This window comes from Streptosporangium sp. NPDC002721 (assembly GCF_042888905.1).
In the GTDB taxonomy this organism is placed as follows: Bacteria; Actinomycetota; Actinomycetes; order Streptosporangiales; family Streptosporangiaceae; genus Streptosporangium.
This window is the reverse complement of the sequence record NZ_JBIAQI010000007.1, coordinates 1-12,938: the sequence shown is the minus strand read 5'-3', so window position 1 is coordinate 12,938 and position 12,938 is coordinate 1. Positions and strand designations below refer to the sequence as shown.

13 protein-coding genes are annotated in these 12,938 nt (G+C 72.4%); 12 read left to right on the top strand and 1 reads right to left on the bottom strand.

From position 1 onward, the window contains the following. Nucleotides 1-245 precede the first annotated feature (245 nt). Entirely contained in the window at nucleotides 246-1,154 is a 909-nt protein-coding gene (locus ACFYWM_RS10820) for a hypothetical protein (protein WP_389911964.1), read from the bottom strand. On the opposite strand from ACFYWM_RS10820, the gene ACFYWM_RS10815 reads away from it, so the two are divergent. From ACFYWM_RS10815 to ACFYWM_RS10760, 12 genes are all read left to right on the top strand, one after another. Continuing rightward, nucleotides 1,144-2,181: a carbohydrate kinase family protein gene (locus ACFYWM_RS10815; RefSeq protein WP_389911961.1), complete on the top strand. Its 1,038-nt coding sequence runs from the start codon at nucleotides 1,144-1,146 to the stop codon at nucleotides 2,179-2,181. The genes ACFYWM_RS10820 and ACFYWM_RS10815 overlap by 11 nt on opposite strands. After that, the gene (locus ACFYWM_RS10810; protein ID WP_389911958.1) at nucleotides 2,178-3,083 is read left to right on the top strand and encodes an SIS domain-containing protein; all 906 of its coding nucleotides are present in this window, start codon (nucleotides 2,178-2,180) and stop codon (nucleotides 3,081-3,083) included. Before ACFYWM_RS10815 ends, ACFYWM_RS10810 begins: the two co-directional genes overlap by 4 nt. A 47-nt stretch (nucleotides 3,084-3,130) precedes the next feature. Beyond that, nucleotides 3,131-3,478, top strand: a complete 348-nt coding sequence (locus ACFYWM_RS10805; protein WP_389911955.1) for a hypothetical protein — start codon at nucleotides 3,131-3,133, stop codon at nucleotides 3,476-3,478. After that, entirely contained in the window at nucleotides 3,475-4,581 is a 1,107-nt protein-coding gene (locus ACFYWM_RS10800) for a 1-phosphofructokinase family hexose kinase (RefSeq protein ID WP_389911953.1), read from the top strand. The genes ACFYWM_RS10805 and ACFYWM_RS10800 overlap by 4 nt, the downstream gene beginning before the upstream one ends. Continuing rightward, on the top strand, nucleotides 4,572-5,426 hold the full coding sequence (locus ACFYWM_RS10795) for a ketose-bisphosphate aldolase (RefSeq protein WP_389911950.1): 855 nt from the start codon (nucleotides 4,572-4,574) through the stop codon (nucleotides 5,424-5,426). Before ACFYWM_RS10800 ends, ACFYWM_RS10795 begins: the two co-directional genes overlap by 10 nt. After that, a complete protein-coding gene (locus tag ACFYWM_RS10790) occupies nucleotides 5,423-5,707 on the top strand; it encodes a hypothetical protein (RefSeq protein WP_362870485.1) in 285 nt (94 codons plus the stop codon). Before ACFYWM_RS10795 ends, ACFYWM_RS10790 begins: the two co-directional genes overlap by 4 nt. Then, a complete protein-coding gene (locus ACFYWM_RS10785; RefSeq protein ID WP_389911946.1) occupies nucleotides 5,704-6,381 on the top strand; it encodes a polysaccharide deacetylase family protein in 678 nt (225 codons plus the stop codon). Before ACFYWM_RS10790 ends, ACFYWM_RS10785 begins: the two co-directional genes overlap by 4 nt. Nucleotides 6,382-6,769: 388 nt before the next feature. Next, the gene (gene leuA / locus ACFYWM_RS10780) at nucleotides 6,770-8,482 is read left to right on the top strand and encodes a 2-isopropylmalate synthase (protein ID WP_389911943.1); all 1,713 of its coding nucleotides are present in this window, start codon (nucleotides 6,770-6,772) and stop codon (nucleotides 8,480-8,482) included. Nucleotides 8,483-9,293: 811 nt separating this feature from the next. After that, on the top strand, nucleotides 9,294-9,734 hold the full coding sequence (locus tag ACFYWM_RS10775; protein ID WP_389911940.1) for an SSI family serine proteinase inhibitor: 441 nt from the start codon (nucleotides 9,294-9,296) through the stop codon (nucleotides 9,732-9,734). 373 nt (nucleotides 9,735-10,107) lie between these two features. Next, nucleotides 10,108-10,494 (top strand): TraR/DksA family transcriptional regulator, encoded by a 387-nt coding sequence (locus tag ACFYWM_RS10770; protein ID WP_389911938.1) that lies wholly within the window; start codon nucleotides 10,108-10,110, stop codon nucleotides 10,492-10,494. 212 nt (nucleotides 10,495-10,706) lie between these two features. Beyond that, complete coding sequence (locus ACFYWM_RS10765) at nucleotides 10,707-11,993, top strand: FAD-binding protein (protein WP_389911935.1); 1,287 nt, start codon at nucleotides 10,707-10,709, stop codon at nucleotides 11,991-11,993. A gap of 150 nt (nucleotides 11,994-12,143) precedes the next feature. Next, the gene (locus ACFYWM_RS10760; RefSeq protein WP_389911933.1) at nucleotides 12,144-12,695 is read left to right on the top strand and encodes a hypothetical protein; all 552 of its coding nucleotides are present in this window, start codon (nucleotides 12,144-12,146) and stop codon (nucleotides 12,693-12,695) included. Nucleotides 12,696-12,938 lie beyond the last annotated feature (243 nt).

The window sequence follows — 12,938 nt, the reverse complement described above, 5'->3', positions numbered from 1 at the left end:
CTCGGGGGGTCCGGTCGGGGTATCGCTGTTCCTATCAACTTCATCCAGAAAGCGTCAATAGCTCTCAGCTATTCTGTGACGTGGAGTTTTGTCGACGCATCAGGGTTTCTCTCGCCGATCTTGCGGCATGTTGACAGGCCCTGTGAAGGGTGCGTACGGTTTCGCAGCGAAAGCTCTGAGAGTTTTTGACGTAAATTGATTGCTCGCGATCATGGGGAGGGCACGTGGGCACGCACCGCGACGCGTCACCCCTCTGGGCGCCCGTCCCAGGGCCGCACGACGCCCAGCACCGCGGGCTTCCCGAGCCTCCCCGGCAGGCCGGGCTCCCCGGGCTCCCCGGACTCCCCGGACTTCCCGGGCACCGCGAGGTCCGCAGGCGCGCCCATCCCGCTGGCGGGACCACCTGCATCCTCGCCCGCCGCGCCGGCGCCCCCGGGCCCGGCAGCCGGGAACACCGCGTCGGCACCCCCGGATTCAGCGGCAGAGGACAGGGTGTCGGGGTCCCTGAGCTCGGCGGACGAGGACACTGTGTCGGCTGCCCCGAGGTCAGTGGCAGAGGACACCGTGTCGGAGCCTTTGAGGTCGGCGGCCGGGGACACTGTGTCGGCTGCCCCGAGGTCGGCGGCGGAGAAGACCACGCCGGCGACCTGGAGCGTGGCCGCGGAGATCTCCCGCGGGGTGTGCCAGCGCGCGGGCAGGCCCGCGCCCCGGGGATGCCAGCCGAGCAGCAGGTGCCGGACCTCGGCGCCCCCGGATTCCTCGGATCCCTCGGTGCCCTCCACGGCCCACGAGGCCCCCGCGGGCAGGGGTGGCGCGGGCGCGTCCAGGGGCGCGGCGTGGCCGCTGGTCAGCAGGGCCACCAGCGGCCCGCGGACCCGCGCGGCGAGCGCCGCCCACGCCCCGGCGGGGGCGAAGGGCTGGTAGGCCAGCGCGAGACCCAGCGGCCCGCGCTCGCCGATCGCCCGGTCGAGCGCGGCGGCGAGGGCCTCGACCCGCGTCACGTCCGCGACCACGGCGTCGGCCCCGGCGGGCACGCCGTGCCCCGACCGCGACACCACCGAGACGCGCGACCCCCTGTCCACCAGCACCCGCACCGCCGGGGACAGGATTCCCGTCCCCCCGATGACCAGCACGTGAGGCGGCATGACTGACATGGATCTCCTTGTGGTCGGAGAGCTCAACGCCGACGTCATCGTGGAGTGCGGTGACGTTCGGCCGACGTTCGGGCAGGTTGAGGAGATCGTGGAGGACGCCACGATCGTCCTCGGCAGCTCCGGGGCCATCACCGCCTGCGGAGCGGCCCGCCTCGGCGCCCGCGTCGCCATGGTCGGGGTGGTCGGCGACGACTGGCTCGGCGAGTTCGTCCTCGACCGGCTGCGCGAGCGGGGGGTGGACACAAGGTACTGCCTGCGCAGGCCCGGCCGTCGCACCGGCATGAGCGTCGTCCTGGGCGCCCGGGGCGACCGGTCGATCCTCACCTTCCCCGGAGAGATCGGCCGCCTCGCCGCCTCCGACGTGCCCGCCGAGGCCATCGCCGCCGCCAGGCACCTTCACGTCAGCTCCTACTTCCTCCAGCACGACCTGTGGCCCGGACTGCCCGGCCTGCTGCGCGCGGCCAGGGAGCGCGGCCTCACCACGTCGATCGACCCCAACTGGGACCCCGGCCGCTCCTTCGACCAGGGCTTGCCCGCCCTGCTCCCGCTCGTCGACTACCTGCTGCCCAACGAGGCCGAGGCCCTGCGCATCGCCGCCGCCTCCGGGCACCCCGGCCTGGGGTCGGCGCACGAGGCCGCGGCGGTGCTCGCCTCGCTCGGCACCGGCGCGGTGGTCAAGTGCGGGGCCGACGGAGCCCTGCTGCACCGCCCCGACGGCACCCGCCTGAGCGTCACCGCGCCCGAGATCACCCCGCTGGAGACCACCGGCGCCGGAGACTCCTTCGACGCGGGCCTGCTCACCGCGCTGCTCGCGGGCAGGGACCTCCCCGCCGCCCTCCGTACGGCCTCCGCCTGCGGGGCCCTGTCCACCCAGGGATCGGGCGGCACCGCCGCCCAGCCCGACGCGGCCCAGGCGGACGCGCTCGCCGCGACCCTGACCGTCGTCGACCTGGCCGCGACCGCCGGGCCGGGCTCCCACCCGTTCACCGACTCGACCCTCACCCACCCACAGGAGAACCAGCAGTGACGACCACGACCGAGCCTCTTCTCGCCCGCCAGACGCAGGCCGAGGTCGAGAGCCAGCCGGAGATCTGGCAACGGGTCCTCGACGTCGCCCCGAGCCTGCGCGGTGACCTGCCGGAGCCGGGCGCCAACGTGCTCGCCGTAGGCTGCGGCACCTCCTACTACATCCTCGACTCCTACGCCCGCCTGCGGCAGCGTCTCGGACAGGGCCGCACCCGCGCCGCGATCGCCACCGAGCTGGACGACACCGACCCCTACGACGTGGCCGTCCTGCTCTCCCGCTCCGGCACCACCAGCGACCTCGTACGGCTGGCGCGCGAGCTGTCGGAGCGCATGACCACGATCGCGGTGACCGGCACGCCCGGCTCCCCGATCACCGAGGTCACCCACCGGCAGGTCCTGCTCGACTTCGCCGACGAGCGTTCCGTGGTGCAGACCCGGTTCGCCACCTCCGCCCTCGCCCTCCTGCGCGCCTCCGTCGGCGACGACGTCCAGGGCCTGCCCGCCGGGGCCGCGGCGGCTCTCGCCGAGCCGCTGGTCGCCGACCCCGCCGACTACGACCACCTGGTCTTCCTCGGCACCGGCTGGACCCGCGGGCTCGCCGAGGAGGCCGCGCTCAAGTGCCGCGAGGCCGCCCGGCTGTGGACGGAGTCGTACGCCACGCTCGAATACCGGCACGGCCCCATCGCCTGCGCGGGGCCGCGCACCCTCGTGTGGTCGCTCACCCAGCCGCCCGCCGACGTCGTCGACGCCGTCGCCGCCACCGGCGCCACCCTCCGCGTGGCCGGCGCCGACCCCCAGGCCGAGCTGGTACGGGTCCACCGCCTCGCGATCGCCTACGCCCGCGCGCGCGGCCTGGAGTGCGACACCCCGGAACACCTGTCCCGCTCGGTCGTCGTCGAGTAGCCCTCCCCGTGCCCGCCCGCCCGTTCCCCACCGCCGAGTGAGCCGCCATGCCCTTCCTCCAGCTCGTCACCGCACATCCGGTACCCGCGCCGCTCGCGGAAAGCCTGGCCGGGGCCTTCGGCCGGGCGCTCGGCCTCCCGGCGGGAGCGGTGATCGTCCAGCGGATCGCCTCCGGCCACGATCCCGAGGTTCCGGCCGGAAGCACGGAGCCCGTCGTCGACGCCGGGGCGGTCATCGTGGTCCGCGGGCGGCTCCGCGAGGCGGCGGCGATGCGCGAGGCGGTCGCGAGGGCGGGCACGCTCCTCGCGGAGGGGCTCGGCCTGGACCCCGACCTGGTGCTGGTGAGCTGGCCGGACCCCGGTGCCGTCGCCACCGGCCGGGGTGCCCTGCCGTGATCGTCACCGTCACCCTCAACCCCGCGCTCGACGTCACCTACGAGGTCGACGCGCTGGTCGTCGACGCCACCAACCGTGTCACGAGGACGTCCGCCCACGCCGGAGGCAAGGGCGTCAACGTCGCCCGGATCCTCCGGCTCCTCGGTACGGCCGGGGACACCTTCTCCGCAGGGTTCGGAAGCGTGGGGAAGGCCGCGAGGGGGACGGAGGTCGTGGCGCTCGGCCTCGCCGGAGGGGCGACCGGCGGGGAGCTGCTGGCCGATCTCGACAGGGCGGGGATCGGCCACGCGTTCGTGGCCTGCGCCGGGGAGACCCGCCGCACGGTCGCCGTCGTCGACGGCGGGGCCGGGACGGTCACCATGCTCAACGAGCCGGGACCGGCCGTCACGCCGGGGGAGTGGAAGAGCCTGCGCGACCGGCTGGAGGGCCTGCTGCCCGAGGCCTCGGTCGTGGTCCTCTCCGGCAGCCTGCCCCCCGGGCTCCCGCCGGACGCCTACGCGACCCTCGTCCGGCTGGCCGGCGGGTACGACGTGCCCGCCGTCCTCGACGCGGGCGGGACGGCGCTCCGGCTGGCGCTCCCGGCCGGTCCCGAGGTCGTGAAGCCGAACGCCGCCGAGCTGGCCGACGCGCTGTCCGCCTCCGCCGAGGATCCCGCCTCACCGGCCGCGCGCCTCCCCGGTGCTCCCGGTGCTCCCGGTGATTCCGCCGACCCGTCCGGCCTCGCCAAGGGAGCCGCCTGGATGCGCGGGGAGGGGGCCCGCGCGGTGGTGGTCTCCGACGGCCCGCGCGGGCTGTACGCCGACACTCCCGACGGACGGTGGAGAGCCGTGCCTCCCGAGGTGCTGGGAGGCAACCCCACCGGCGCGGGCGACGCGGCCGTGGCCGCGCTGGCGCTCGGCCTGGTGAGCGGCTGGGACTGGCCGTACGCCCTCGTCCAGGCCGCCGCCCTGTCGGCCGCCGCGGTCGGCCATCCCGTCGCGGGGCGGATCGACCCCGAGCCCTATCTCGGCCACGTCGGCCGTGTCCGCCTCGACCGCGTCCGGGCCGAGGACGTCCGGGCCGAGGACGCCCACGAAGAAAGCGAGGGCACACCGTGCCGCTGACCCCGACGGGGGAGATCGTCGCCGAGGCCCGGAGATCCGGGACCGGGACGGGTGCCTTCAACGTCATCCAGATCGAGCACGCCGAGGGCATCGTCTCCGGCGCCCAGGAGGCCGGGCTGCCGGTGATCCTGCAGCTCAGCGAGAACACCGTCGCCTACCACGGGGCGCTGGCCCCGATCGGGGCGGCCTGCCTGGCCATCGCGCGGGCCGCCACCGTGCCGGTCGCGGTCCACCTCGACCACGCCACCCGCCCCGGCCTGGTCGACGAGGCCGTCGAGCTGGGCTTCGGCTCGGTCATGTTCGACGCCTCCGCGCTCCCGTACGCCGACAACGTGGCCGCCACCGCGGAGGTGGTGGCGCGGGCGCGGCGGCGCGGGGTCCTCGTCGAGGCGGAACTCGGCGAGATCGGCGGCAAGGACGGGGTGCACGCGCCCGGCGCCCGTACCGAGCCGGACCAGGCGTCCGCCTACGTCGAGGCCACCGGGGTCGACGCGCTCGCGGTGGCCGTCGGCTCCTCGCACGCGATGCTCACCCGCGACGCCGTGCTCGACTTCGACCTCATCACCGCCCTCCGCGACGCCGTTCCCGTCCCGCTCGTGCTGCACGGCTCCTCGGGAGTGCCCGACGACGGTCTCGCGCGGGCCGTGCGGCACGGCATGACGAAGATCAACATCGCCACCCACCTCAACAAGGCGTTCACCGCGGCCGTCCGCGGCAGCCTGGCGGACCGCCCGGAGAAGGTCGACCCGCGCGGCTACCTCGGCGCTGGCCGCGACGCGGTCGCCGCCCAGGTCGCCCACCTGCTGCGCGTTCTGCACCCGGCACACCAAGGAGATGACACATGAGCGGCCGATACGTCCCGCACCCCGATCCCGAGGGGGTCCTGGCCGACTGCGAGCAGCGGGCCCTGGAGCGCGAGGGAATCCCGATGTTCCTCGCCCTGGAGGACCTGACCGGCCGGTTCCCCGGAGCGGCCGACCGCTCGGACGGCCCGGAGCTCGGCCGGATCACCGGCCACTACGCCGAGCGGCTGCGCCCCGGCGCGGACGACGGCGATCTCGCGGCGCTCGCCTCGGTGCTCACCGTGGTGGCACGCGTCCACTTCGACGAGGAGGGCCGGGCATGAGCGGCGGGTTCGCGGGCTACCGCACGGCGATGGACGAGGGCCGCTACCTGCGGGTCGTCAACTACCACAACACCCCGGAATCGACGGCCGACCGGCTCCGCGAGGAGCTCGCCGCCTACGCGGCCTCGTTCGCCTGCGTCACGCTGGAGGATCTCGACCGGTTCTACGCCACGGGCGAGTGGGACCTCGACCGGCCGGGGTTCATCCCCGTCTTCTACGAGGGATACCTCAACAACGCCACCGTCGCGGCGCCGATCTGCGACGAGCTGGGCATCACCGCCTGGTTCCCGATCATCACCCGCTTCATCGACTGCCCGGTCCCCGAGCAGCGCGCCTTCGCCGACGCGCACGACATCGACCTGGTGGAGGAGGAGCGAGGCGCCGAGCGGCTGGCCATGACCTGGGACCAGGTCGCCCAGATCGCGGAGCGGCACCTGGTGATCCCGCACACCGGCTCCCACGAGCAGATCTCCAAGGTCGTCACCCCGGCCGACGTCGAACGGGAGATCTTCGCGCCGCGCCGGGCCGTCGAGAAGGTCACCGGCCGCGAGGCGCCGGGCTTCGTGTGGCTGTACGGCTCGCCGTTCGGCACCAGCCCCGAGCAGGACCGGGCGGTGCTCGACGCGGGATACCGCTACCAGATCAGCAACACGATGATCCAGCGCATCGCCTGACCGGCCGCCCCCGCGGCCCGGAGCCCTCCCACCCCGGGCCGCGGCGATTCCTCCAAAAGCGCGCTGCCAAAGACCTCTTCCACGGACGCGGTCCCAAGGACCCTCCACGGGCGAGATGCCAAGGCCCCTCGCTGTGGGCGAAGGGCCAGAAGCTCCGTCCACGGGCGCGCTGCCGGAGGTCCCCTCCCCGGCCGTGACGCCGGGGATCTTCGAGTCCCGCCATGTGAGACCGAGGCCCGGGCATCCTGAGACGTCTGCTAACGTGCTAGGCATGCTGCGCGGCCTGCTTCTTAGCTGCCGCGACGAGGGCCTGTAGAGGCCGGCTCCCTCGTCGCGGAGCGAGCCATGCGCGTCGGCCACGATTGTTTTCCCAGTCGAGGAGCCTTGCATGTATCCGCAGCAGCAACCCAGCCCCATGCCGTTCAAGCGCTATGAGTCCTTCGCGCCGATCCAGCTGGCCGACCGCACCTGGCCCGGCAAGGTCATCGACCGGGCCCCCCGGTGGTGCGCCGTCGACCTGCGTGACGGCAACCAGGCGCTGATCGACCCGATGGACGCCCACCGCAAGCTCAAGATGTTCGAGCTGCTGGTGAAGATGGGCTACAAGGAGATCGAGGTGGGCTTCCCCGCCGCCTCCCAGACCGACTTCGACTTCGTACGGCAGATCATCGAAGAGGACCTGATCCCCGACGACGTGGTGATCCAGGTCCTGACCCAGGCCAGGGCCGAGCTGATCGAGCGGACCTTCGAGTCGGTACGCGGGGCCAAGCAGGCGATCATCCACCTCTACAACTCCACCTCCACCCTCCAGCGCCGGGTCGTCTTCGGCCAGGACCGCGAGGGCATCACCGCGATCGCGGTCGAGGGGGCCAAGCTCTGCAAGAAGCTGGCCGCCGAGATGGACGACACGGAGATCTACTTCCAGTACTCCCCGGAGTCCTTCACCGGCACCGAGCTGGAGTACGCCGTGGAGGTCTGCGACGCGGTCAACGACGTCTGGCAGCCCACCCCCGACCGCAAGGTCATCCTCAACCTGCCCGCCACCGTCGAGATGGCCACGCCCAACGTCTACGCCGACCAGATCGAGTGGATGCACCGCAACCTGGCCTACCGCGACTCGATCGTGCTGTCCCTGCACCCCCACAACGACCGCGGCACCGCCGTCGCCGCCGCCGAGCTGGGCTACATGGCCGGGGCCGACCGGATCGAGGGCTGCCTGTTCGGCAACGGCGAGCGCACCGGCAACGTCTGCCTGGTCACGCTGGGCATGAACCTGTTCTCCCAGGGCGTCGACCCCGAGGTCGACATCTCCGACATCGACGAGATCCGCCGGGTCACCGAGTACTGCACCCAGCTGCCCGTCCACCCGCGTCACCCGTGGGGCGGCGAGCTCGTCTACACCGCCTTCTCCGGCTCCCACCAGGACGCCATCAAGAAGGGCTTCGAGCACCTGGAGCGCGACGCGGCCGCCGCCGGAGTCCCGGTCGAGGAGTTCACCTGGGCGGTCCCGTACCTGCCGATCGACCCCAAGGACATCGGCCGCACGTACGAGGCGGTCATCCGGGTCAACAGCCAGTCGGGCAAGGGCGGGGTCGCCTACATCATGAAGGCCGACCACCACCTGGACCTGCCGCGTCGCCTGCAGATCGAGTTCTCCCGCGCTGTCCAGAACCACACCGACGCCGTCGGCGGCGAGGTGAACGCCGCGCGGATGTGGGAGGTCTTCACCGACGAGTACCTGCCCAACCCGGCCAGCCCGTGGGGCCGCCTGGGCCTGCTGGCCCACCGGAGCACCTCCAGGGGCGACGGGAAGGACGCCATCAGCGCCGACCTGCGCCTCGACGGTGAGATCCGCGAGGTCGAGGGAGTCGGCAACGGCCCCATCTCCGCCTTCTGCGACGCCCTGGCCCGGGTCGGTGTCCAGGTGCGTGTCCTCGACTACGCAGAGCACGCCATGAGCGCCGGGACCGACGCCAAGGCCGCCTCCTACATCGAGTGCGAGATCGCCGGACGGACCCTGTGGGGGGTCGGCATCGACTCCAACACCACCACCGCCTCGCTCAAGGCGGTCATCTCCGCGGTCAACCGCGCCTCCCGCTAGCGGACCGGGTCCGGGCGGCACGGCCCCCGCGCCGCCCGCGCGCCTCCCACCCGGACGACGCGGTCCCAGCCGCGCCGCCCCGCGTCCGCTCCCACAGCCCCGCCTGTACGGCACGACCTGCCGTGCGAGGTTCGACAGCCGCCCACAAGGCACCGACGTCGCCCACCCGACCGCGCCCACCGCGAAGAACCGCCCGGGCGCGGTCGAGTCGTCTCCGCGCGTCCCTCGGTACCGGGACGCGCGTGGCCTCGGGGCGGAGGCCGTACCCTGGCCCCCGCGGCGCACGAGCGGCGGTGAATGCCGCGACCGCGAGAGTCGCCGCGAACCCGGCTTCTCTCGACACGGATCGGTGACACCGGCCTGCTCGCGAGCTCCTTTCCGAACGACCGCCCCGAGGTTTGCCGACCGACGAATTCACGGCATTCCATGGCGAGTCGCTGCGAGACATCACAACATCATCGACATAGCCTCTTTGCAGCTCAGGGTATAACTCGCTCCCTCCGAACCAACCGAAAGCGACATTTTCGGTCATTTACGAAATTCGTATTTATCGGGGGAATTCATGCGATGCATTTTCGGCCTGGCCACCGCCGGGCTCGTCATCCTCGGCGGTACCACCGCCGCCGCGGACGCGCAGCCACCGCACCAAGCACCAGACCCGTTCGTGGCCCAGGCGATCGTCGATCCGCCCCCGTGGCCGCCTCGCCCGAACCCGGAGCCTGTGCCCATGCCGTCGTGGGTGCATCCGACCCCGCCCAGGCCGATTCCCCCCAGGCCGATCCCGATCCCGCCCCGGCCTATCCAGCCGACCGTGGCTCCTCCGCCGTGGGGCCAGCCGATTCCGCCCTGGCCGATCCCGATTCCCCCCAGGCCGATCCCGATTCCGCCCCGCCCGCCCTTCGACGGCCCGACGTTCGGTCCGAACACCAAGCGCCTCACGCTGACCGTCACGCACCGGGGCAGGACACGCACCGTCCGGCTCGGGTGCATGCCGCTGTCCGGCGCGCACCCCTATGGGGCGCAGGCGTGCATGCTGCTGGGCCGGGCGCGGGGCAACCCCGCCTACATCAGGCTGCCGTGGGCGGCCTGCCCGAGGCACTACGACCCCATCACCGTGTCCGCGCACGGCATCTGGAACGGCCGCTACATCCGATACCAGCGGACCTTCAGCAACTACTGCGAGCTGCGCGCCGCGACCGGGGCGGTCTTCTCCTTCTACAACGTCCCACGACCCCCTGGAACCCGTCCTTGAAACACGTGTCCCGGACCCGCCCGGCGTCCCGGGACATGTGACGGCCAATCGGTGTCACAGGTGTCACAGCGACCACGGAGGTCAGGGAGACCGGAGAGGCCGAAGAGAACCCGGACGGAGCGGCCGAAAGCCCGATGCCGGGCGGACGACCGCCGGTCTCCAGGGCGGGGTCCGTAGGGCGGCGGGGACGTTCCCGGCCGCCGTACGGGCCGTTTCCGGCCCTGAGCGGCGGCCGGGAACGGCCGTACCCGGGGCCGGGAACAGCCCCGCGAGCCGTAAACTGGTGAGAAGTCCCAGGTCAGCGGCCTCGCGTCACGAACCGGCGGTGCCCGTGGCCAGGAGCGGATCCTCGGTAGGACGGGGTGAGACGGCGATGGGCAAGCAGCCTTCCGGAACCGTGCTGTCCTCTTCTCAGCGGGCGGCCATGCGAGATCTCCTGACCGCCGAGCGCGAGAGCACGGTGGCCCAGATCGAGGCGCTGACGCGCGACTGGGACGACCTCGTCGACTCGTCGGCGCAGGTGGCCAACGACGACGAGCACGACCCGGAGGGCGCGACGATCGCCTTCGAACGGTCCCACCTGCAGTCCCTGCTCGACCGGGCGCGAGATCACCTCGGAGCCCTCGACGAGATGACCGAGCGGCTTCAACGGGGCACCTACGGCGTGTGCGACGACTGCGGGCGGCCCATCGCCCTGGCGCGCCTCAAGGCACGCCCGGTCGCCCGGACCTGCATCGAGTGCGCCGGGCGCGGACGGTAGCGACTCGCGGCGTTCGTACCGGAATTCCTGAACTACCCTGGGTGCGGCGATGCCCGCCGTCGCGCCTCGGATGATCACTGGCCATGAGCCGTGCCCCGCACGGCCACGACCGCCCGGCCGCGACCCGTGCCCCTCACGGTCATCCGCGTGAGCCCGCGTGTGGCGCGCATCCGCCGCGTACGGCCTGACGTGAGGCGTAGAGAGGGCACATCGTGACCAGAGAACGGCTGAACTGGGCGGGCAACATCACCTACGGCGCCGCGCGGTTCCACCGTCCCGGCCGTGTCGAGGAGCTCCAGGAACTGGTCGCCGGCAGCGGTGCCGTCCGGGCGCTCGGCACCCGCCACTCCTTCAACGAGATCGCCGACCGTCCCGGTGGTGACCTCGTCTCGCTGGAGGGCCTGCCCGCCGACTTCGAGCTCGACCCGGCGCGGGGCACGGTCACGGTGGGCGGCGGCGTGCGCTACGGCGAGCTGAGCCGGTGGCTGCACGGCCAGGGCTACGCGCTGCCCAACCTCGGCTCCCTGCCGCACATCTCGGTCGCCGGCGCCTGCGCCACGGCCACGCACGGCTCCGGCGTCGCCAACGGCAACCTGGCCACCGCCGTCTCCGGCCTCGAACTGGTCACCGCCGACGGCGAGATCACCGTCCTCGGCAGGGAGAAGGACGGCGACCGCTTCGCCGGGGCCGTCGTCGCCCTCGGCGCGCTGGGCGTCGTCACCAGGGTCGTCCTCGACGTCGTCCCGGCCTTCGAGGTGCGGCAGTACGTCTACGAGAACCTGCCGTGGGCGCGGTTGGAGGAGCACTTCGAGGAGATCCTCTCGGCCGCGTACAGCGTGAGCCTGTTCACCGGCTGGACCGGTTCCGGGATGATCGACCAGGTGTGGGTGAAGCGCCGCGACGACGAGTCCGGTCCGTGGGAGCCGGCGCCGCGCTGGCTGGGGGCCACGGCGGCGACGGCCGACCGGCACCCGCTGCCGGACATGCCCGCCGTCAACTGCACCGCGCAGATGGGCGTGCCCGGCCCCTGGTACGACCGGCTGCCGCACTTCCGCCTGGACTTCACCCCGAGCAGCGGGGAGGAGCTCCAGTCGGAGTATCTGCTGCCGCGCCGCCACGCCCTCGCCGCGCTCCGCGCGCTGGACGCGGCCGGGGACGTCATCGCCCCCGTCCTGCAGATCTCGGAGATCCGCACCGTCGCGGCGGACGACCTGTGGCTGAGCACCTCCTACCGCGAGGACGTCGTCGCCGTCCACTTCACCTGGAAGAAGGACTGGCCCGCGGTGAGCCGGGTGATCGCCGTGGTCGAGGGGCTGCTGGAGCCCTTCGAGGCCCGTCCCCACTGGGGGAAACTCTTCCTGATGGGGCCCGAGCGCCTGGCCTCCCTGTACGACCGGCTGCCGGACTTCCGGCGGCTCGCCGCCGACCTCGACCCCACGGGCAAGTTCCGCAACCCGTTCCTCGACGCCCGTCTCTTCCCGGGTGATTCCCCTTCCTGACCGTTCGCAGCCGCAACCTTGATGCGGACATCAGCTCACAAGCGGATCGCGCGAGCGGAACCGGGTAATCAACTCCCATCACAGTGAGTAACGGTGCGATACATACCGTAGTAGATCGTGAGTCCAGCGCTGGTGACGAGGGGGAGAAGCATGGAACGCAATACGGTCGTGCGCGCGATGCACGATGTAGGGCTGGCCGCCTGGTTCGGGGGCTCGTTGATGGGCGCGATCGGCCTCAACGGCGCTGCCAACGTGGTCAGTGACAGGAGCGAGCGCCTGCGGGTGGCGAACGTGGGATGGGGGCGCTGGCGGCCGGTCAACGCCGTGGGCATCGGCGCCTTCCTCATCGGCTCGGCCGGCCTGCTGGCGGCCAACAAGCAGCGCGTGGCGCACCAGCAGGGGGTGGGGGCGAGCACCGCGGCCAAGGCCGCGCTGACCGTCGCCGCGCTGGCCGCGACCGCCTACAGCGGGGTGCTCGGGGTCAAACTCCAGGACGCGGGTGACGTGCCCGTGGAGGGCGCGGTGAAGCCCGACAAGGAGACCCCGGACGACGTCGCCAGGACGCAGCAGCAGTTGCGCCTCATGCAGTGGGTCATTCCGGCCCTCACCGGGACGATCGTCATCCTGACCTCCCTGCACGGGGAGCAGCAGCGGCCCGGCCAGATCCTCCGGGGAGCCGTACGTAAGAAGTTCTCCCGGTAGGGGGTCTTCGGTCGGTCGCAGAATCTTAGAGTGTTGGGTGGCCACTACCGAACATGCCCGGCTGTGGAAGGTCTTGATGTTCGAGGGCCAGGCTGCCCTTGATCAGGCCAGTAACGAGCGTGGTGGGGGGGGGGAAAAAAAAAAAAAACCCCCCCCCCGAGGGGAGGCTTAGTGCAAAAAATTGTAAAAAAGGGGTTTGCGGGGGGGGGGGAATAAAGAGGGGGGGGGGGGGTGGGCAGGAGT

Coding starts and splice junctions, on each gene's coding strand:
- ACFYWM_RS10815 (WP_389911961.1), top strand. CDS start 1,144: ATGACTGACATGGATCTCCTTGTGGTCGGAGAGCTCAACGCCGACGTC.
- ACFYWM_RS10820 (WP_389911964.1), bottom strand. CDS start 1,154: ATGTCAGTCATGCCGCCTCACGTGCTGGTCATCGGGGGGACGGGAATC.
- ACFYWM_RS10805 (WP_389911955.1), top strand. CDS start 3,131: ATGCCCTTCCTCCAGCTCGTCACCGCACATCCGGTACCCGCGCCGCTC.
- ACFYWM_RS10790 (WP_362870485.1), top strand. CDS start 5,423: ATGAGCGGCCGATACGTCCCGCACCCCGATCCCGAGGGGGTCCTGGCC.
- ACFYWM_RS10785 (WP_389911946.1), top strand. CDS start 5,704: ATGAGCGGCGGGTTCGCGGGCTACCGCACGGCGATGGACGAGGGCCGC.
- leuA (WP_389911943.1), top strand. CDS start 6,770: ATGTATCCGCAGCAGCAACCCAGCCCCATGCCGTTCAAGCGCTATGAG.
- ACFYWM_RS10770 (WP_389911938.1), top strand. CDS start 10,108: ATGGGCAAGCAGCCTTCCGGAACCGTGCTGTCCTCTTCTCAGCGGGCG.
- ACFYWM_RS10760 (WP_389911933.1), top strand. CDS start 12,144: ATGGAACGCAATACGGTCGTGCGCGCGATGCACGATGTAGGGCTGGCC.